Annotated in this window: 15 protein-coding genes and 1 rRNA gene (1 of these 16 running past the window's edge); 2 read left to right on the top strand and 14 right to left on the bottom strand. The window is 38.0% G+C overall.

Features of this window, described 5'->3' with window-relative positions; genetic code table 11:
• The 9 genes from IGJ20_RS04620 to dnaE form a co-directional block, all read right to left on the bottom strand.
• Nucleotides 1-1,281: ribosomal RNA gene (locus tag IGJ20_RS04620) — 16S ribosomal RNA — on the bottom strand (it extends 280 nt beyond the left edge of the window).
• A 645-nt stretch (nucleotides 1,282-1,926) separates the two neighbouring features.
• Entirely contained in the window at nucleotides 1,927-3,435 is a 1,509-nt protein-coding gene (locus IGJ20_RS04615) for a HAMP domain-containing sensor histidine kinase (protein WP_002363430.1), read from the bottom strand.
• Between the two features lie 10 nt (nucleotides 3,436-3,445).
• A complete protein-coding gene (locus tag IGJ20_RS04610) occupies nucleotides 3,446-4,132 on the bottom strand; it encodes a response regulator transcription factor (protein ID WP_002355954.1) in 687 nt (228 codons plus the stop codon).
• A gap of 157 nt (nucleotides 4,133-4,289) precedes the next feature.
• On the bottom strand, nucleotides 4,290-5,711 hold the full coding sequence (gndA, locus tag IGJ20_RS04605; RefSeq protein WP_002355953.1) for an NADP-dependent phosphogluconate dehydrogenase: 1,422 nt from the start codon (nucleotides 5,709-5,711) through the stop codon (nucleotides 4,290-4,292).
• A gap of 204 nt (nucleotides 5,712-5,915) precedes the next feature.
• Nucleotides 5,916-6,095, bottom strand: coding sequence for a 50S ribosomal protein L32 (rpmF, locus tag IGJ20_RS04600; RefSeq protein ID WP_002355952.1), 180 nt, complete (start codon nucleotides 6,093-6,095; stop codon nucleotides 5,916-5,918).
• A gap of 56 nt (nucleotides 6,096-6,151) precedes the next feature.
• Nucleotides 6,152-6,721 carry a YceD family protein gene (locus IGJ20_RS04595; RefSeq protein WP_002363429.1) on the bottom strand — a complete coding sequence of 190 codons (570 nt, stop codon included), beginning with the start codon at nucleotides 6,719-6,721 and terminating at the stop codon, nucleotides 6,152-6,154.
• Between the two features lie 373 nt (nucleotides 6,722-7,094).
• Entirely contained in the window at nucleotides 7,095-8,852 is a 1,758-nt protein-coding gene (gene pyk, locus IGJ20_RS04590) for a pyruvate kinase (RefSeq protein WP_002355949.1), read from the bottom strand.
• Nucleotides 8,853-8,916: 64 nt separating this feature from the next.
• Complete coding sequence (gene pfkA / locus IGJ20_RS04585; RefSeq protein WP_002355947.1) at nucleotides 8,917-9,879, bottom strand: 6-phosphofructokinase; 963 nt, start codon at nucleotides 9,877-9,879, stop codon at nucleotides 8,917-8,919.
• Nucleotides 9,880-10,051: 172 nt separating this feature from the next.
• Entirely contained in the window at nucleotides 10,052-13,381 is a 3,330-nt protein-coding gene (dnaE, locus tag IGJ20_RS04580) for a DNA polymerase III subunit alpha (RefSeq protein ID WP_002379216.1), read from the bottom strand.
• Between the two features lie 117 nt (nucleotides 13,382-13,498).
• Here dnaE and IGJ20_RS04575 point away from each other — a divergent pair, with 117 nt between their 5' ends.
• Entirely contained in the window at nucleotides 13,499-13,684 is a 186-nt protein-coding gene (locus IGJ20_RS04575) for a YjzD family protein (RefSeq protein ID WP_002355945.1), read from the top strand.
• A 54-nt stretch (nucleotides 13,685-13,738) separates the two neighbouring features.
• Here IGJ20_RS04575 and IGJ20_RS04570 read toward each other — a convergent pair whose 3' ends face one another.
• From IGJ20_RS04570 to IGJ20_RS04560, 3 genes are all read right to left on the bottom strand, one after another.
• Entirely contained in the window at nucleotides 13,739-14,935 is a 1,197-nt protein-coding gene (locus tag IGJ20_RS04570) for a multidrug efflux MFS transporter (RefSeq protein WP_002381323.1), read from the bottom strand.
• 208 nt (nucleotides 14,936-15,143) lie between these two features.
• The gene (locus IGJ20_RS04565) at nucleotides 15,144-16,550 is read right to left on the bottom strand and encodes an NCS2 family permease (protein ID WP_202522411.1); all 1,407 of its coding nucleotides are present in this window, start codon (nucleotides 16,548-16,550) and stop codon (nucleotides 15,144-15,146) included.
• Between the two features lie 151 nt (nucleotides 16,551-16,701).
• Nucleotides 16,702-17,277, bottom strand: a complete 576-nt coding sequence (locus IGJ20_RS04560) for a DUF1361 domain-containing protein (RefSeq protein WP_002386206.1) — start codon at nucleotides 17,275-17,277, stop codon at nucleotides 16,702-16,704.
• 205 nt (nucleotides 17,278-17,482) lie between these two features.
• Between IGJ20_RS04560 and IGJ20_RS04555 the strand changes: the two genes are divergently transcribed.
• Nucleotides 17,483-18,286 (top strand): Cof-type HAD-IIB family hydrolase, encoded by an 804-nt coding sequence (locus tag IGJ20_RS04555; protein ID WP_202522410.1) that lies wholly within the window; start codon nucleotides 17,483-17,485, stop codon nucleotides 18,284-18,286.
• Nucleotides 18,287-18,400: 114 nt separating this feature from the next.
• Here IGJ20_RS04555 and IGJ20_RS04550 read toward each other — a convergent pair whose 3' ends face one another.
• Both IGJ20_RS04550 and aspD read right to left on the bottom strand, forming a co-directional pair.
• Nucleotides 18,401-19,486, bottom strand: coding sequence for a hypothetical protein (locus tag IGJ20_RS04550; protein WP_025186574.1), 1,086 nt, complete (start codon nucleotides 19,484-19,486; stop codon nucleotides 18,401-18,403).
• 142 nt (nucleotides 19,487-19,628) lie between these two features.
• On the bottom strand, nucleotides 19,629-21,239 hold the full coding sequence (gene aspD / locus IGJ20_RS04545) for an aspartate 4-decarboxylase (protein ID WP_002355939.1): 1,611 nt from the start codon (nucleotides 21,237-21,239) through the stop codon (nucleotides 19,629-19,631).
• Nucleotides 21,240-21,333: the final 94 nt, after the last annotated feature.

The following is a 21,333-nucleotide window of genomic DNA, read 5'->3' as shown; positions in this document are numbered from 1 at the left end:
TCTAGCGACTCGTTGTACTTCCCATTGTAGCACGTGTGTAGCCCAGGTCATAAGGGGCATGATGATTTGACGTCATCCCCACCTTCCTCCGGTTTGTCACCGGCAGTCTCGCTAGAGTGCCCAACTAAATGATGGCAACTAACAATAAGGGTTGCGCTCGTTGCGGGACTTAACCCAACATCTCACGACACGAGCTGACGACAACCATGCACCACCTGTCACTTTGTCCCCGAAGGGAAAGCTCTATCTCTAGAGTGGTCAAAGGATGTCAAGACCTGGTAAGGTTCTTCGCGTTGCTTCGAATTAAACCACATGCTCCACCGCTTGTGCGGGCCCCCGTCAATTCCTTTGAGTTTCAACCTTGCGGTCGTACTCCCCAGGCGGAGTGCTTAATGCGTTTGCTGCAGCACTGAAGGGCGGAAACCCTCCAACACTTAGCACTCATCGTTTACGGCGTGGACTACCAGGGTATCTAATCCTGTTTGCTCCCCACGCTTTCGAGCCTCAGCGTCAGTTACAGACCAGAGAGCCGCCTTCGCCACTGGTGTTCCTCCATATATCTACGCATTTCACCGCTACACATGGAATTCCACTCTCCTCTTCTGCACTCAAGTCTCCCAGTTTCCAATGACCCTCCCCGGTTGAGCCGGGGGCTTTCACATCAGACTTAAGAAACCGCCTGCGCTCGCTTTACGCCCAATAAATCCGGACAACGCTTGCCACCTACGTATTACCGCGGCTGCTGGCACGTAGTTAGCCGTGGCTTTCTGGTTAGATACCGTCAGGGGACGTTCAGTTACTAACGTCCTTGTTCTTCTCTAACAACAGAGTTTTACGATCCGAAAACCTTCTTCACTCACGCGGCGTTGCTCGGTCAGACTTTCGTCCATTGCCGAAGATTCCCTACTGCTGCCTCCCGTAGGAGTCTGGGCCGTGTCTCAGTCCCAGTGTGGCCGATCACCCTCTCAGGTCGGCTATGCATCGTGGCCTTGGTGAGCCGTTACCTCACCAACTAGCTAATGCACCGCGGGTCCATCCATCAGCGACACCCGAAAGCGCCTTTCACTCTTATGCCATGCGGCATAAACTGTTATGCGGTATTAGCACCTGTTTCCAAGTGTTATCCCCCTCTGATGGGTAGGTTACCCACGTGTTACTCACCCGTCCGCCACTCCTCTTTCCAATTGAGTGCAAGCACTCGGGAGGAAAGAAGCGTTCGACTTGCATGTATTAGGCACGCCGCCAGCGTTCGTCCTGAGCCAGGATCAAACTCTCATAATAAAAGTTAGAACAATCTTGCGATTGTTAAGCTCAATTTGTTTGCTAGCATATTGCTTGCTTGTTAAAAATGTTTGTTGTCTTGAATTGAATCAAGACGCCCTACACATTTGGTTCGTCTATTCTTTGTTCAGTTTTCAAAGGTCTACGTTACCTCGCAGCAACTTTTATATCATAACAAACTTTCGTTTGAATGTCAAGAACTTTTTTAAAAAAAGTTTTTTTAAGTTGTTTCGCTCGGTTGTTGTCGTCTGTTGTGACAACTTCTATATCTTATCATTATCTCAGTTGTTTGTCAACAACTTTTTAAAACTTTTTTGTTATTTTATAACAAGTTTTTTTGATCAAACGATTGATTTAAAAGCAATCTCTTTAACGACTTTGTTATTCTAACATGTTATTTATCTTTTCGTCAAGAAAAATTTTTAACTTTTTAAAACTTTTTTCTTAACGAACTGTTTGTCAGAACAGATATTAATATACCAAGGATTTTTCTAAAACGCAACTATTATTTTGCAGAAAAATAACATTTTTTTCAATTTCGAACGATGAATATTTTCTGCAAAGAAAACATTCGTTTCTTTATCTTATAATCCCTTTTCTCTTACTGAAATGTTCGTTAATCATTCGTAAAAAAAGCAACGTACTTTATTGTACGTTGCTCTCTTCTTTTATTCCAGCGATTGGAATAAAAATTCTAAAGATCGTTCCTTGATGCAATACGCTTTCTGCATCAATACGTCCTTTATAGTTTTCGACTAATTGTTTTGCAATCGATAGACCTAAGCCATTACCACCTTTATTTCTTGCACGGGCTTTATCTACTCGATAGAATCGATCAAATATTTTCTCCAAGTCTTCTTCAGTGATTCCTTCACCAAAATCTTGCACAGCTATTTCAAATTCATTCATCGTTCGAGAAATGGAAATATGCACTTCTTTTCGATCTGTTGAATATTTAATCGCATTATCTAATAGAATAATTAGCAATTGTTCAAAGTGATTACGATAGATTTTCAGTTCAACTTCGGTTGGTAAATCGTCATCTAATGTGATATGAAACTCAGGATAAACCAATTGGAAGTTATTAAATACTTGGTAGACTACTTGTTTAGCATCTGTTCGTTCATTTGCATATTGGGTGTCCACTTGTTCAGCGCGTGAAAGGTCAAGCATTTCTTGGACCAAACTCTTCATACGACTAATTTCTTGTAAACTGGCCTTTAATGATTCATCTAAAATTTCAGGATCGTCTTTCCCCCAACGATTTAAAAGGTTTAAATGGCCTTCCATAATCGCAACGGGCGTTCTTAATTCATGGGAAACATCTTCAACAAACTGCTCTTGTTGTTCGATATAGCGTCTCATACGATCTAACATTTCATTAAAGATTTCCGAGATATCTGCTAACTCATCTCTCGTATTAATCTCCGGCATGTGGACATCTGATTGCGGGTCTTTGCGGATTGTATCCATCGTGTCTCTCAATACTTTTAATGGTTTTAAGAAATAAGAAGAGAGGATAAAGCCTAAGACACTACTTACAATCAGAGAAATCACTTCTAAAACTACAAGTGTTAATAATAAATGATTACGAATTTCATAAAAAGAAGAAAGTTCATAAAACGCTTGAATATAGCCAATCTTTTCTCGTGTTTCTTTTGAAAAAATAGGTTCCACGGAATAAAAACCGGTTTTATCAAAAACGGTTCGAACAACAGGTAATTGTCGATCCAATTGTAATAACTTATCATATTCATTTTGTGTTTTAAAAACTAGTTTTTGGTTTGTGTCATACACAGATAAATAAAGTTCTGGTTGTCCTAGTTCAGATATGAAACTGTCCATTTCCATAAACGAACCTTCTACTGCTGTATGCTTATTATAGTAGTTTTCATCTCTTTCACTCGGCGTTTTTAAATAGTCAAAAACGTCTGTTACCGTTAAATTTTCATTGGCATTAGCTAATCGATTTGTTACTTCTGCAATCGTTGCTTCGACATTTTCCTTTTCTTTGGCAACAATAAGACTAACAGAAGACTTATAGGTAATCACCGCAAAAATGGTAAAAACTACAAATATAAAGAAAGAACTTGCGAAAGCCCACTTTATAGTTAAAGATGGGCCTTCCAGTTCTTTTTTAATCGTTCTTTTCATTAATTAGTTCTCACGAACGCATAACGTAGCCAGTTCCACGGACAGTTTGGATGTAGCTTTCTTCTCCAGGTACGTCAATTTTATTTCGTAAGTAGCGGATATACACATCCACAACGTTTGTTTCTACTTCTGTTTCATAGCCCCAAACTTTATTTAGTAACACATCACGTGCCAAGACAACGTTCACGTTTTCCATTAGCGTTAATAGTAATTCGTATTCGCGTTTTGTTAATTCAATCATTTCAGAATTACGACGAACGACACGATTTTCTTTTTCAATTGTTAAGTCACGATATGTAATCGTTGTTTGTTTTGCAACGTTTTTATCGCCCTCAATATCAATACGACGAAGTAACGCACGTAAACGAGCTAACAATTCTTCAATTGCAAATGGTTTAACAATATAATCATCCGCTCCATGGTCTAAGCCAGAAACACGGTCAATTACTGAATCACGCGCAGTCATCATAATAATTGGTGTATTTTTCACTTGGCGAACACGGCGACATACTTCTAATCCATTTAATTCTGGTAACATCAAATCAAGAAGGATAGCATCCCATTCGTTGTTAAGAGCGGCTTCCAATCCTGTACGACCATTGTAGTGTACTTCTGTCGTATACCCCTCATGTTTTAATTCAAGCTCAACGAATCTCGCTAAGTTCTTTTCATCTTCAATAATTAAAATGTTGCTCATTTGATTAATTGTCCTTTCTCTTTAAAAGCTATACTCAAGCTCAACCTTTTTATTCCTTACTACTTATTAGAGAATTACTACTCAATCTGTCTGGTTCTTTTTTAAGCCACAGTAAAACCATGAGCATGGTGAGCCACACTCATGGTCTCCAGCGTGTTTATTCTTCGTTGTACCAGCTGTAATGATAGATTCCTTCTTTGTCTGTGCGTTCGTACGTATGAGCACCGAAGTAATCACGTTGTGCTTGAATTAAATTCGCTGGTAAGCGATCTGAACGATAAGAATCGTAATAAGCAATTGCAGATGAGAATGTTGGTACAGGAACACCTGCTTGAACAGCAATCGCAACAACTTCACGAACGGCTTGTTGATATTTTTTCGTAATTTCTACGAAGTATTCATCTAACAACAAGTTTTCAAGTGCTGGATTTTTTTCATATGCATCGGTAATTTTTTGTAAGAATTGTGCACGGATAATACAACCTGCTCGCCAGATTTTTGCAATTTCACCAAATGGTAAATCCCATCCGTATTCTTCAGAAGCTGCACGGAGTTGTGCAAAACCTTGCGCATAACTCATTAATTTACTAAAGTATAATGCTTCGCGAATTTTTTCAATCAATTCTTTTTTATCGCCTGCAAAGTTAAAGGCTGCAGGTTTTGATAAAATGCCACTTGCTTTTACGCGTTCTTCTTTGTAAGCCGAAATAAAACGTGCAAATACTGATTCTGTAATTAATGGTAATGGTACACCAAGATCTAACGCACTTTGGCTTGTCCATTTACCTGTTCCTTTGTTGCCTGCTGCATCAAGAATAACATCAACGATTGGTTGGTCGGTTCCTTCATCATCTTTACGTGTCAAAATGTCAGCCGTGATCTCGATAAGGTAACTGTCTAATTCGCCTTCGTTCCATTCTTTGAAAATCTCTGCCATTTCATCAACAGATAAACCTAAGATTTGTTTCATTAAATCGTAGGATTCAGCAATTAATTGCATGTCCCCATATTCAATCCCATTATGAACCATTTTTACATAATGTCCAGCACCATTTGGGCCAATGTAGGTCACACATGGTTCACCGTCTTCTGCTTTAGCTGAAATTTTTTCAAGAATTGGCGCAACTAACTCATACGCTTCTTTTTGTCCGCCAGGCATGATAGATGGCCCTTTCAAGGCTCCTTCTTCTCCGCCAGAAACGCCAGTACCAATAAAGTTAATTCCTGAGTTTGCTAGTTCTTCATTACGTCGCATTGTGTCTTTGAAGAACGTATTACCGCCATCAATTAAGATATCACCTTTATCAAGGTGTGGTAACAATTCTTGGATTGTCGCATCTGTTGCAGGTCCAGCTTTAACCATCAACATAATTCGACGAGGTTTTTCAATTGCATTCACAAATTCCTCAATTGAGTATGTTGCTTGAAAGTTTTTGTCAGGATGTTCTTCAACCACTTCTGTTGTTTTTGATCCTGTACGGTTATACAGCGCAACTGTATAGCCTCTGCTTTCAATGTTTAAAGCAAGATTTTTTCCCATGACAGCCATGCCGACTACGCCAAATTGTTGTTTTGTCATTTTATGACCTCCTATATTATAATCAACGAAAATTCTATGAGCATTCTCTTATAATCCTCACTATTATAACGCACTATCTTTCATATGAAAACAATATAGTGCCAATAAATTTCCAATTTCTTCATATTTTCTTAAAAAAATACAAATCCCCTAGGCTCCATGGTTAGCCTAGGGGATTCAACATTTCAAAAAATGTTTTTATGCTTATGCTTCTTTAGACATTACGTCTTTTCCATCGTAGTGACCACATGCTGGACATACGTGATGGCTTTTTTTCATTTCACCACAGTTTGAGCATGCATTTAAGCCTTTGATTGTTAATTTGTAGTGTGTGCGACGTTTTGCTTTTTTCGCTTTAGAAGTTCTTCTAGCTGGTACTGCCATTGTTGTTCCACCTCCTTGTAAAGATGCGTGTATTTACATACACAATATATTCCAACCTAGCTGTTATCTTCCTCTTCAGCATTATCGCTGAGTAATTCTGATAGTTTAGCCAGACGAGGATCCACTGTTTGTTCTGCTGCTTTCTGCTTACTTTCCAAATATGCTTCTTCTGAAATCACTTCCCAGTCATTGCCACTTGGCATTTCTTGACTGTTTTGTTCTTCTTCTGTAAGCACTTGAATTGGAATGGACAATAGAATGTTGTCTTCGACAGATTCATCTAAATCAATTGTTGGCTTGTCCAATAAAATAATCTCTTCAGCTGCAAATCGTTCATCTCTTGTATCCATTTGTTCTTTTGTCATAAAAACTTCATCGACCGTGATTTGCATTGGCAAAGCCACAGGTTCTAAAGAACGGGATGAAGGAACGGTTACAGTTACCTGAATAGTATAATGAAGTAAATATTCTGATTTATTGACTGCTAATAAGCCTTCTACTTTGATTGGACTTACATCCAACAAGGTATCATCTCGTTGAAGAAGCTCTTCTTTAAGATGCAATGTTTCTGAAAACACTAGCGGCTCTTCTTTGTATTTATTTAATTCTAACAAAGACCACTTCATAATTATCACTCCTAAGCAACAAAAGCTATTATACAGGGGTATGAAAGCTTTGTCAATGAAATTTTCTTGACAGCCCTTTCTTATTTCCTGTTTTTCTTTCGTTTTTTTTATAATTGTTTTTCTGTTGAAGATAACTTAGCGCTTATTTAATTAAATAACAAATTTTTTGTGTGAAATAACATAAATAATTTAAAACTAAGACATAATTTTACTATTTGCGCCCAACTCTTTATTTACTGAATACGTGTTTTCTGAACATTTCGTACTACTGTCTTCTTTGTAAAAAAAGCTGAGACAAACTGACGAATCGGTTTGTCCCAGCTTTGCGTCCGAGTACATATTGCTTAAAATCAAATGATTGAATTAATTAGACTTAGATAGCTGTTGTTGCTCCGCGGTAAACAATACCACGACGAGGATCAACAGTAATCACTTCGTCATTATTAATTAATGATGTTGCATCTGCAGCACCTACGATAACTGGAATATTTTGCGCAATCGCTACAACAGCTGCATGAGAAGTTAAACCACCTTCTTCAACAACTAATGCTGATGCTTTTTCAATTGCAGGCATGTATTCTTTATCTGTTGTTTTTGTAACTAAAATAGCCCCTTCAGTCGCTTTAGCAACTGCTTCTTCAGCAGTTCCTGCAACAACGGCTTTTGCAATAATTGCTTCTTCGCCGACACCTTGACCTTGAACTAATTTAGAACCGATCATTTGAATTTTCATTAAGTTTGTTGTGCCTTTTTCGCCAACTGGAACACCAGCAGTGATAATGATTAAATCACCTTCTGAAGCATAACCTTCTTCTTGTGATACTTTTGAAGCTAAATTAAACATTTCATCTGTGCTTGATGGTTTGTCAGCAACTGTTGCGTAAACACCCCATGATAATGATAAGCTACGTGCTTTTTGTTCTGAGAACGTAATTGCAACGATATGTGCTTTTGGACGGTATTTAGAGATCATACGTGCTGTATGGCCTGATTCTGTTGCCGCAACGATTGTTTGGATACCCAAGTTACGTGCTGTATGGCCAACAGATTGTCCGATTGCTTCAGTCATATCTGTTTTGCTATATAATTTCAATGCGAATGAATCTTGGTTAACTAATGTTTCTTCTGTACGAACTGCAATACGAGCCATTGTTTGAACAGCTTCTAATGGGTAATCCCCTGCTGCAGTTTCGCCTGATAACATTACTGCATCTGTTCCATCGTAGATTGCGTTTGCTACGTCATTTGCTTCCGCACGTGTTGGACGTGGGTTACGTTGCATTGAATCTAACATTTGTGTTGCAGTGATAACTGGTTTACCTAAAGCATTACATTTTTTAATTAAAGCTTTTTGGACAACTGGAACATCTTCTGTTGGAATTTCAACACCCATGTCACCACGAGCAACCATTAAACCATCAGAAACTTTTAAGATTTCATCGATATTATCGATACCTTCTTGGTTTTCGATTTTAGGAATGATTTGGATGTGTGTTGCGTTTTCTTCTTCTAAAATTTTAGTGATTTCTAAAACGTCAGAAGCACGACGAACGAAGCTAGCTGCGATAAAGTCAATTCCTTGACCAATTCCGAAACGGATATCGTTAGCATCTTTTTCAGTGATCCCTGGTAAGTTTACAGAAACGCCTGGTACGTTAACGCCTTTTTTGTTTTTCAAGACGCCTTCGTTTTTAACAACTGTTACGATTTCGTTTGCATCACGGTCGATATCAGTTACTTCTAAATCAATTAAACCATCATCTAAAAGAATGTGTGAACCTACGTTTACATCATTGATTAATTCTGGATAAGTGATTGAGAATTTTTCATTTGTTCCTAAAACTTCTGTCATAGAAATACGTACTGAGTCACCAATTTTCATTGTGATTGCGCCATTTTCCATGTCATTTGTGCGGATTTCAGGACCTTTTGTATCTAGTAAGATCGCTACGCGTTTCCCTGTAATTTTTACAGCTTCACGAATGTTTTTAATACGAGCACCATGCTCTTCGTAGTCACCATGTGAAAAGTTCAAACGGCAAACATTCATACCTGCATTAATTAAGTTTACTAGCATATCAACGGATTCACTAGCTGGTCCAATCGTACATACGATTTTCGTTTTTTTCATTACTAAAACGCTCCTATTCCAAATTTGTTTATACAAAGCTAATAAGATTAGCTAATATACAAGATTAAAAAGAAATTTCATGATTTAACTCATAAAGAGATAAATCTGGTTTGTGTTTATTGTTTTCTAACGTGTCAATAATATCAGCTGCAACTACTTGGTTATCTAACATACCGATACATAAACCGCCTTTGCCTTCTTTTAGAAGTTCAACAGCATATGACCCAAATTTACTTGCTAATACACGGTCACGAGCACTTGGCGAGCCCCCACGAACCACGTGTCCTAAAATTGATACACGCGTATGGAAATCACCATATTCAGAAAGTTTATCAGCAAATTCATTTCCGCCCATTACGCCTTCTGCTAAAATGATTAAGCAATGTTTTTTCCCGCGGTCGCGGCCTTCTTGAATACGTTTGGCAACGTTTTTCATATCAAAATCATGTTCAGGAATAATGATTTCATCTGCTCCGCCTGCCACGCCTGACCACAATGCGATATCACCAGCGTTACGTCCCATTACTTCGATAACGAATGTACGAACATGAGAAGTCGCTGTATCACGAATTCGGTCAATTGATTCCAAAACAGTGTTAATCGCTGTATCAAAACCGATTGTGAAATCTGTTCCAGGAATATCATTATCAATCGTTCCAGGAATTCCAACAGCGGGGAAACCACGTTTTGTCAAAGCCATTGCGCCATGATAAGAACCGTCTCCACCAATAACAACTAAGCCTTCAATACCGAATTTTTTCAATTGTTCGATTCCTTTTAATTGCCCTTCTTCAGTAGCAAATTCAGGATAACGAGCAGAGTACAAGAATGTTCCACCACGTTGAATCTTATCGCCAACGTCAGCAACATCTAAACGACGGATGTCGCCTGCGACTAAACCGGCAAATCCATAGTTAATACCGTAAACTTCGATTCCATCAAAAATACTTTTGCGTACGACTGCACGAATTGCAGCGTTCATTCCAGGGGCATCTCCCCCGCTGGTTAAAATACCAATGCGTTTCATTCGCTATTTCACCTCATATAATATACTTTCAACTGCCAAAAGAAACCTTTTCGCAAAAATTGATATACAAAAATATTACGTCATTCATTTTACCATTAAAGAACCAAAATGTCTTGAGTTAAGAAGAAAAAAATGAAAAAAGTTGAAAACAACTAGTATTTTTTACCGTAAATCATTTGAAAATGACGTTTTGCTCGCCTAAAACGTAAGCTAATTGTTGCTGACTAGCGCTTGTATGAGCGACCCAATTTTCTTCATTTAATACTATTTTCTTTCCTGTTTTTTCAAAATAGACAATCACTGGAATGTGTCCAGCGTGACGACTGAGTACCTCTTTCATTTTCTGAAAAACGTCCGTTTGTTCGACATCTTTTGTAATTCTGATAAAACACGTTTCGTCACTAATTGATGTTTCTACTTGTTGCGCTTTTTCTATTCGTTGAACCAATATTTGCAATTCTTGATTGTACGTACTGCGTTCCACTTTTCCTTCCACATAATAAACTTGCCCTTTCTCGACACTCTGTCTTAACTGGCGAAAAACGGTTGGGAACAACGTTAGTGAAATACTTCCTGTTGTATCATCCCCATCAACAAAGGCCATTTGTTCTCCCTTTTTGGTCCGAATCGTCCGAATGTTTTTGACATAAATCAATAATTTCGTGGGCTGATTTTCAACAAGTTCATGAACAAGTTGCGTTTGCTTGGCTAAGCGTGTTTTTTTGAACTCTTCTGTCGGATGTCCTGATAAATAGACCCCTAAATATTGTTCTTCTTGTTCTAGTCGCTCTTCTAGCGGATAATCGGCAATTTCTTCTTCCTTTGGCTTCAATGTTTCTAACAAATCCATACTACCACCGCTGAGAAGAATACTTTGGATATTACTCTCTAAACCTACCGCTAATTGACGGCGATTGGGCGCAATTTCGTCAAATGCACCGATGGCAATCAATGGTTCGATATTTTCAACTTTCAACCACTTACGGTCAATTCGCAAAAGAAACTCATCGAACGTTTTGTACGGTCCATTTTCTCGGCGTTCATTTAAAATATTTTGAATGAAGTCTCGGCGGATTCCTTTTAAAGAACTAAAACCAAATAAAATTTGCTGTTGCTGATTTAGGTAAAAGCTGTAGTGACTTTGGTTAATTGACGGCTGCAAAATCGTCTGCTTGTTTTTTCTAGCTTCGCCAATATATTCTTTAATTTTTGTTGGATTATGACGAACAGAATGCAACAATGCGACATAAAAAGCACTCGGATAATGAACCTTCAAGTAAGCCATTTGAAAACCAATAAAGGAATAGGCAAATGCATGCGAGCGGTTAAAGCCATAATTAGCAAAGCGCTCTATATAATCGTACACTTGGTTAGCTGTCTCTTGGGGATAGCCTTGTTGTAGCGCACCATTAACAAAATGATTTCGTTCTTCATCTAGCACATCTTTTTTCTTTTTACTAATGGCCCGACGTAAAATGTCAGCTTGCCCTAAAGAGAAGCCTGCCATTTTCGCAGCAACTTGCATAATCTGCTCTTGGTAAACAATAATTCCGTACGTATTTTCTAAAATGGGGGCGAGACTAGGCTCTGGATAACTAATTTGTTCCAAGCCTTTTTTCCGGCGGATGAAAACATCAATATTTTGCATCGGACCAGGACGATACAGGGCATTGACAGCAGCAATATCTTCAATGCTAGTTGGCCCTAATTTTCTTAATACATTCCGAATTCCAGCAGATTCAAACTGGAAAACACCACTTGTTTCCCCTTTTCTAAATAAAGCCAGCGTTGTTTCGTCATCTAATGGAATCTGATTTAAACGAATGGTTCGATTATAGACGCGTTTAACAGCTGTGAGGGTATCATCAATGATGGATAAATTTCTTAAGCCCAAGAAATCCATTTTCAGAAGACCAATTTTTTCAACATCATTCATAGTAAATTGGGTCAATAAAATTTCATTCGATCCTGGTTGTAACGGAACCAAATTCAAAAGATTTTCATCACTAATTACCACACCTGCTGCGTGCGTAGAAACATGGCGAGGCAATCCTTCTAGCTGAACAGCTGTTTTATAGAGCAATTGATTATTTGGTGAAAAATTGACCAATTCTTGCATCCGTTTCGACTCTTGGTACGCTTCTTCTAACGTAATTTTCAGCTTGTTGGGGACAGCTGCCGACCAACGATTCGCTTCACTCTGGGACAACCCGAAAACACGTGCAACGTCCCGTAAAACCATTTTCGCAGCCATCGTACCAAACGTGGCAATTTGCGCCATGTGATAATGACCATATTTTTGACTGACATAAGCTAAAACTTCCTCCCGCCGATTATCAGGAATATCTAAATCAATATCGGGCATCGTGTAGCGTTCTGGATTCAAAAAACGTTCAAAAAGCAAATCATATTTGATTGGATCTACATCTGTAATTGATAGCACATAGGACACTAAAGAGCCTGCAGCTGAACCTCGGCCAGCGCCTGTAACAATTTGATTGTTATGACAGAAGTCCATCACATCCCAAACGATTAAAAAGTAATCATCAAAGCCCATATTGTGAATGATGGTTAACTCTTTTTCTAATCGTTTTTGGTAAACTTCATTTAGATGAGGCACTCTTTCTGGTAATTTTTCTAAACACAATGTGCGTAAATAAGAACCAGCCGTTTGATTATCAGGCACAGGAAAATGCGGTAATAATTTTTGATGTAAAGGAATGTCAACTCGGCAATTTTCAGCTAGCTGAATCGTATTCTGGACCACTTCTGCACCAGCTATTTGAAGCATTTGTTCCATCGTCGTCTCTGCTTCACGCAAGTAATTCAGACCTTCTATTTCCGGTGTTTGGCTTGTAATATTCAATTGATTATTTTCTTTGATGCTCTCAAGAACAGTAACGGCAAAGCCTTCTTCCCTTGTTAAATGACGTACCTCTTGCAAAGCCACGCCAGGTAATTGTTCTCTTTGGTAAAAAGAAAAGAGCGCTGGATTACGTTGTTGATTCATTGAAAAAGAATGTTCAACAAATAACGACTGGGGATCAAAATATGAAGCAAGTTGTTGGAAAGCATGAACCGCTTGTTGTTCATCTTCAAAAAATGTTTGGGCGACTTCTCCTTTAGCTGACAAAGTCACGGCAAATAAATCACTTAATAAGGATTGATGTTCCGCTAAGTAAAAGGGACCCTCTGTCGTCATTTTGCTGCTAGATAGTTGCATTAATTGCTGATACCCTTTTAAATTTTTAGCAAATAAAAGCAACTCGGAATGCCCTTCTTTTTCTGCTGGGGTATATTCTAATCTTAAACCGATAATTGGTTGAATTCCCGCTTCTTGGCATGCTTCATAAAATTCAACCGCCCCATGCAAGACATTGATATCGGTAATCGCTAATGTTTGATAACCTAATGCTTTCGCTTGTTTTACATAGGAACGAATCCTAACCGTACTAGATAAAAGCGAATAGGAAGTAACGGTATGTAGTTGTGGAAATGACATTGGACAGCTCCTTTTTGAATCCTTGCTATTTTTTGCCTCTTCTCTTATTTTCCTATCGCGGATTCTTTACTTTTAAAGAAAATATGCTAAACTAAGAGCTAGAAAAGAGGTGCTCATATGCGTTATCTTGTTGTATTTTTCTGGACCTTCGCATTAGGCCAAGTCGTTGGATATATCGGCGGTGCATTATCTGGTGGTTCATACGACTTTAAAATGACAACGATTCTATCGTTGGCAACAGCCGTTATTATTTTATTAATTGCACACTTTGCAGTACCGAAAGAAACCAAACCTGTTAAATAAGAAAAAACCAGTTACTAAAGTTATTGTAACTGGTTTTTTTATCTTTTCAACTGTTTAGAGCTTTTTATTTAAAACTTTTCGGAAATTAAAGAAGGACAGCCCAATGTTTCCTAAAACGAAACAAGCGGTTACCAGAAAAACAGAAGAATAGCCAAAACCATGGGCAACTGTCGACCCTACCATCGGCCCTAAAACTTGACCGAAATTACTACACATCTGATTGTAACTATAAACTCTACTTACGCCCTCTGTTGGCGTTATTTTACTAATTAACGTATTAATTGATGGCATTAAAGCACCTGTTGAAAAACCTAGAAGGAATCGTAAAACACCTAACTGAAAAGGTGTTTGCACAAACGCCATGGGAATGTAACAAATAAAAGAAAGAATTAATCCGCCTAATAAAACTTTTTGGTTCCCAATGCGGTCCCCAATTTTTCCCAAAGTTGGAGAAGAAATAATTGCTGAAACGCCGGCAATCGAAACAATCAAACCACTAACAAATAATACATTCTCTGTATCGCCACTTAAAGATCGAATATATAGCGTTAAGATTGGGCTGATACTTGTAATTCCTAATTGTAAAATTAACGTAGTCACAAACAAACCAATCAATACTGAAACATGATCCATCTTACTAAAAATTTCTTTCGTCGTTAATAAATCCTTTTTCTCAACTGGTTGAAAATCTTCTTTAACTAAAAAGATAGTCAACAACGTTGTAATGAATAAAATAACGCCGGTAATAATAAAGACATTTTCCATTCCAAACCACTGTGCCAACGCACCGCCAATCGATGGCGCAATTAACGTCCCAGCAATTGCACCTGTTGATAATGTCCCTAGAGCCCAGCCATTTTTCTCTTTTGGCGCCTGCGACGCAATCATCGCTGTTGCGTTAGGAATATAGCCGGATAAAATCCCGTTCATAAAACGCATAATCAACAGCCAGTATACATTAGGGACAAATGCTAACGCCCCCATTGTGATCGTCATTCCTGCTGCAGCCCGAATCATCATAATTTTCCGACCTTTTCGATCAGCTAAATTTCCCCAAATCGGTGCAACAATCGCAGCAGCAAATGCCGTGACAGAAATTGCCAATCCAGAAAACAACTCTACTTGACTCTTAGGCGTCCCTAATTGTTCAACATATACTGGAATAAACGGCATAACTAAGCTAATACTCGCCCCTGTAAAAAAGCAACCAATCCATGCGACTAACAAATTCTGCTTCCATTTTATTTTCATACTTTTATCCACCTTATCACCTCTTCACCTACCACTATACTCTAAAAGAGTGAATCTCTCAAAAGAAAATTCTTTTAAAAAAAGTCTGACAGACCGGTCAAAACGACCAATCTGCCAGACTTCTTAACACTTGGGCTTAAGATAAACAGCTGAATAAATACAACACCTTCAAAGCTAACCGCTGTTATCTCAGCCTCACTTCTATTTACTATAAAATAGCTAAGATTACAAAGTTTAAGATAAACAACGCATCAATGACCCAAATAATTGGTGAAACTTCTTTGGCTTTTCCTTTGACTACTTTTACCACTGCATAAAAGATGAACCCAGCAGCAATCCCATAAGAGATGCTATAACATAATCCCATGAAAATTGAAGCAAAAAATGCTGTAATCGCATCTTCTAAATCCGTCCAATTGATGTCTTTGAAAGAAGCTAACATCATAATTCCCACTAAAATTAACGCTGGAGCCGTAGCTTGTGCTGGCACAATAGCAATAAGTGGTGAAAAAAGACTACTTAGGGCAAATAGAATTGCTACCACTACCGATGTCAAACCTGTTCGACCACCCGCACCGATTCCTGCTGCGCTTTCTACATAAGTTGTCGTATTCGATGTGCCAAAAATCGCACCGATAGATGTTGCAATAGCATCTGCAAATAGAGCTTTGTCCATTTTAGTGCTGAAACCCTTACTATCTTCTAAAGCTAATTCATCTTCTTTAGAGAAAATCCCTGTTCGACGTCCCGTACCGATAAATGTTCCAATTGTATCAAACGTATCTGATAAACTGAAGGCAATAATGGTCATTAAAACTTGAGGAATTTTTGAAGAATCACTAAACAATGACTGTAAGCCCTCAGCACCAAAAGCAGCGCCAAAAGTTGTACCTAATTCTTTAAATGAATTGCCCAACGAATTAGCATGCCAATCAACCGAAGCAGTGTCTACCACCCCCATTGGAATTGCGACTAACGTAGTAACCACAATGCCAATTAAAATAGCCCCACGAACATTCGTGACAACTAAAATCGTTGTTAAAACTAACCCAATTACCGCCAAAATAATGGCTGGATTATCAAAATTTCCTAAAGCGGGCACGATACTCGAACCATTCACAACACCATTTTGAGGTTCTGCTTGTACTGTGAAACTTAGTAAGCCAGCATTTTTCAACCCTACATAAGCGACAAAAATTCCAATCCCACCACCAATAGCATGTTGTAAACTCTCTGGAATTGCTTTAATAATCATTTTGCGAATTTTTGTCACTGTAATCAAAATGTTAATCAAACCACAAATAAAAACCATTGCTAATGCTTGTTGCCATGTATACCCCATCCCAAAAACGACCGTAAACGTGAAGAAAGCATTGAGTCCCATCCCCGGTGCTTGAGCGTAAGGTACATTAGCAAACAGCCCCATAATTAATGTACCGATGATTGAAGCAATAATGGTCGCTAAAAAAACAGCCTGAAAAGGCATCCCTGTTTCTGAAAGAATGGACGGATTAACAAATAAAATATAACTCATTGCAAAAAAGGTCGTAACCCCCGCCATTATTTCAGTTGATACCGTTGTCTTGTTTTCCTTTAATTTGAAAAACGTATTCATAATTGCACTTCTCTCCCTTAAAATCCATGTTTTCGAATAATTACTCTTTGATTATAAGAGAATCGCTATCTTTTTACAACAAAATATTAACTATTATATATATATTTCTATATAATGTTCGTGTTTTGTAGATATAAAAAAAGAAAAAGCTTTACATTGCTTCTTCTTTTCCTAATAATTGGATTAGCCCAAACAACAGCATCTGTAGAAACATCATTAATAAAATAAACATTAATTTTTGAAGGGACCAGTCAAAAAAGATAATTTTCACTGTTTCAATTGGACTCATAAAAAGATAGACACTGTGTAATCGATCAAAACGTCCAACATAAATCGCCAAAGCAGACAAGAAATGAAGGCTGGCTTGAAAGACTACAATTGTTCTATAGTCACAATAACTTTGCAATTTCTGACTAACAGTTGTTACTGTTTTCATCCCTAAAAGTCCATATATAACAATCCCGCTAGTTAAGCAAACAAACGCCCACCAATCACCAATTTGGTTTGCAAAAATCGTATTAAAGCCTCGATAAATAGATAGCGTTTCTAAATGAAAAAAATCCGTAAATAGGTACGGCGCATTAGGATAAAAAATTAACCAAGCAAAACCTATCAACCAATCCCTTTTACGTTTTTCTGCGTTTAAAAGATAACTAAGTTCAATTGGAATATAGGCTAACAACACGTTCAACGCCATAAAATGAAAATGCGTAGCAAATAACCACATATAGATACAATAGATTAAGGTGATCACTCGTAAATAATTTCTAGAATTTTTCAAGATGCTCTGCGCTCCTTTTTCAAACGGTTTATTTTAGTGTAGCATACTTCTTAAGCTTTTTTTTAAACCTTATAAATGAACATGCTTCTCCCCTTGATAATCTTCGGTTTTATGCTAGACTGAGTAAAAGGCATTTAGGAGGAATTTTTACTTGAAAAAATTAATTGCTATTGATTTAGACGGCACAACATTAAATGCACAGTCTTTAATCAGTCCAAAAACCGAACAAACACTAAAAAAAGCGATTGACAACGGTCATTACGTCAGTATTGCCACTGGACGTCCCTATAGAATGAGTCATCAATTTTACCAACAACTTGGCCTAACGACCCCTATGGTTAACTTTAACGGCGCTTTAGTCCACATTCCAGAGAAAAAATGGGACTTGGAAAGCGAAGCCAATATTGAGCGTGACCTAGTCTTTGACATTTTGGCACAGAAAAAAGAATTACAATTAGATTTTGTTGCTGCTGAAAACAAAGAAACATTTTATATCGATACGTTAGATGGGTTCGATCCGAAATTTTTTGCTTCCAAAGCAACCTTAGATAATTTACTTACTGCTAAAAATTTACGAACAAATCCTACCTCAATGATGGTTCGGACCACACCAAACCAAGCTGAAAAAGTTGCTGATACATTGACAAAACAATATGGTGATTATATTGATGTCCGCACTTGGGGCGGTCCAATGCCTATTTTAGAAATGGTCGCAAAAGGAATTCAAAAGGCCCATGGCGTTGATCAAGTGGCGAACTTTTTATCTGTCAAACCAGCTGATATCATTGCTTTTGGCGATGAACATAATGACGAAGAAATGTTAAGTTATGTTGGTTGGGGTGTTGCTATGAACAATGCCACGGATAAAATTAAATCCGTAGCCAACGATGTCACTGAAAAAACAAATGATCAAGATGGTTTAGCAGATTACTTAGAAAATTATTTAGATCTATAAAAGGCTAAAATAAAAGTATTTCTTTAAAAAGAACTCACTTTGGTTTAGCTGATAATCTTAAGATTACAAAAGTAGGGCATAAGTCGAAACGACTTATGCCCCACTTCCGTTTTTTTATTCCTTCAATGAATTTTGAAACGTGCTGATTTTTTCAGCCAATCTTTGATAAGTAGTAAAAGACGGATGCTGTAGCTCTTGTTCTTCGTTAACGGATAAAGTTTGTTGTGTCGTAATGGCCTTTGTTAGTGCATCTACAAAATGAATAAAAGAATTGTTGGTTTGTTTATTATATCCTGGTGAATAATATTTCGATTGACGATAAAAAGGCCGCAGGGCTGTTTCTGTGATTTTTTCCTGTTCATCTGAAAAGTATTCATCATAGCTGACATGTTTTATTTTCTGCTCTTCTGTTATCACTTGAAGTCGAGCGATTAGGCCATTGCCTAAATCTTCTGCGTAACCGATATACGTTTCTTTCGATGGCTCTTTTAGCCAAGTGTCCATCTCTGCTGCTAAAGGCATTAAACCTTCACGCGCAGAAGTTGATGAACCACGTACCGTATAAAAATTACCTGTGACACGATTTTCGTCACGCATTTGTTTTTCTACATAAGTAATACCATTAACAACGGTGACTAACGTATCGTCTGTGCGCGTGTTGCTTGCTTGAAATTCAGGATAATCCGACAGGCGTTTGTTTACACCCGAATAGCGTGTATCATAATAAGGATCACTAGCAAACTCTGTAAACTCAACATTCAGAATCCTTTGCGTTTCAGGTTCCGTAATAATCTCTACAATGCCGTAATTTCCGCCGGTAAATACACCTTCATTTTTATAATAGTTACCCGTCATTAATCCCAAAGGCGGTTGATTGGACCAAAACATTTTTTCCTTTTTTTCTTCTGGTGTATATTTTGCTGGTGGGGTTGTCCCAAATGTCGTTTGTGTGGCCCCTGTAACCACTTCGTACGTGTATTCATGAGAATCAAAAGTCAATTGATTAGCAATCAGTTCGTCATTTTTAGTCGGCGCTTGTTTTTCCACCGCAGAAGTCGTTTGATTGGTGACGGTAACTTGCTTCACTTGCTTTGTCTCTTGCGGACCACTTGTTGTTTGTTTCGTTGGCTCTTGATCTGGCGCACAACCAACCAAAATAAATAATCCGATAAAAACCAACATTCCTTTAATATGTTTCATTCACTTCTCTCCTTTTTATAAACGCTTAATTTCCTCTTATCTCCAGTGTAGCAAACATTTATAAACCAAAACTGACGGAAAAATGAATAAATAATAAACAAAAACGCTAAGCCTCTTGCAGCTTAAGAGACTTAGCGTTTTTTTATTTAATTGCTTGGCGCTTTTGGCGCAACCACTCTTCTTTAATGTGTTCAGATAGGCGAATCATTCGTTTACCAACTTCACTATATTGGTTAGTAGCTAAATTGGCTAAAGAAATTCGAACTGACCATTTGTCACTCCCGAAAGCATCCGCTTTTAAAAGCATTAATTTTTCTTTTTCTGCTAAAGAGGTTAATACTTTTGTGATCGTCCACGATTTCGTTAAATAACTTGAAAATTCTGGGCCATAACGTTTTTCTGTCCAATCTCTAAAGTTAATTTCACAATAGTATGCTGTATTTAAACTTGCTAAAGGCTCTTCAATGCCTAAGGTGCGGAACAAGAGCTTTTCACGCGTATGACAGATATCCATCACTTCGTCTTTATATGCTTGACCGTCTTTTAACAAAGCATACAAACTAAATAAAGCCATCATTGCTTGCTGAATAGAAGAAAGTCCCGCTGCATGGTTCAACGCAATATCGCGGCTGTCTGCGACTAAGCGGCTGATAAAGTTAATTTGGCTTGTGTCTGCATTCAACGTAGCATAACGTGCCTGTAATTCCATTTTTCGAGCCACTGGCAATTCTTTTAATAATTGATCAAAGATGTTCTCTTGACTGACCGCAATAGTCCCCACACGCCAACCGGTAGCGCCAAAGTATTTAGAATAAGAATAGATACAGGCTGTATTGTAAGGTAACTCCGTAAATAGTGAACGGAAAGCTGGCACAAAGGTTCCGTAAACGTCATCTGTTAAAATCATTAGCTTAGGGTTATCCACTGCAACGATTTGTTTGATTTGTTCAATGGTAGGTTTTCCCATAGCATTAGCAGTTGGATTGCTGGGATTTACGACAAAAACCGCTTTGATGGACGGGTCTTTTAGTTTATCAATTTCCTTGTTTGAGTATTGATACGTTGTTTTTCCATCAATGATCATTTGCTCTGCTTTGATTTTAACCACGTCAAAATCATAACGTGGTAGTTCTGGAATTTCTAGATAAGGAGCAAACGTTGGTAATAACAACGCAATACGATCACCTTTTTCTAGTAAATAATTATTTGCCAACGTATCAAACAAGTAACAAATCCCTGCTGTACCACCTTCAACGGCAAAAATATCAAACGGTTGTGCTTCGCTGGAAAATAATTCTTGATTTAAATATGCTTTAATCGGTTGTTCACACGCCTTCAAGCAACGAACAGGATTCGGATAATTATCCCCAATCACATAGTCTAACATGGCATCTAACCACATTTCCTTATCCATCCCAAAATAGTTATGCTCTGCTGTCCAAATTTCTTGTAAGAAGGTTGCCCCTTTGCTTGGATTTTCTGCTAAAAAGTTTAAGAAGCGTTGCGTTCTACCAAAACTTGGCTGAATCATACCAGCCGTTTGTTCGCTCCCCTCTCTTAACGTTTCTTTTGTAGCAAATTGACCTAATAAAAAAAAGGCTTCCCTTGGTGTTGGCGCCGTCCAATTAGGATTGCCTCGCCCTGCATTTAACAATGTTTCTAAATTATGATTTTCTTCATGTAATTTCTTCTCTAAAAATAGACTTAATTCAAACGGACTAAGGTTTTCTGTCAATTCATCACTTGTTATCATTTTATCCTCCTGAAGCACACGCAGTCATTTAGTATTTAGTATGTAGTCTATACTACTCTTCTACCTCCAGATGTCAACCATTTAAGCGGAATAT

Origin of the sequence: Enterococcus sp. DIV0294, assembly GCF_050558155.1 — a bacterium.
Lineage (GTDB): Bacteria > Bacillota > Bacilli > Lactobacillales > Enterococcaceae > Enterococcus > Enterococcus faecalis.
The sequence above is the reverse complement of the archived record's forward strand: the minus strand, read 5'-3'. Positions and strand labels throughout refer to the sequence as shown.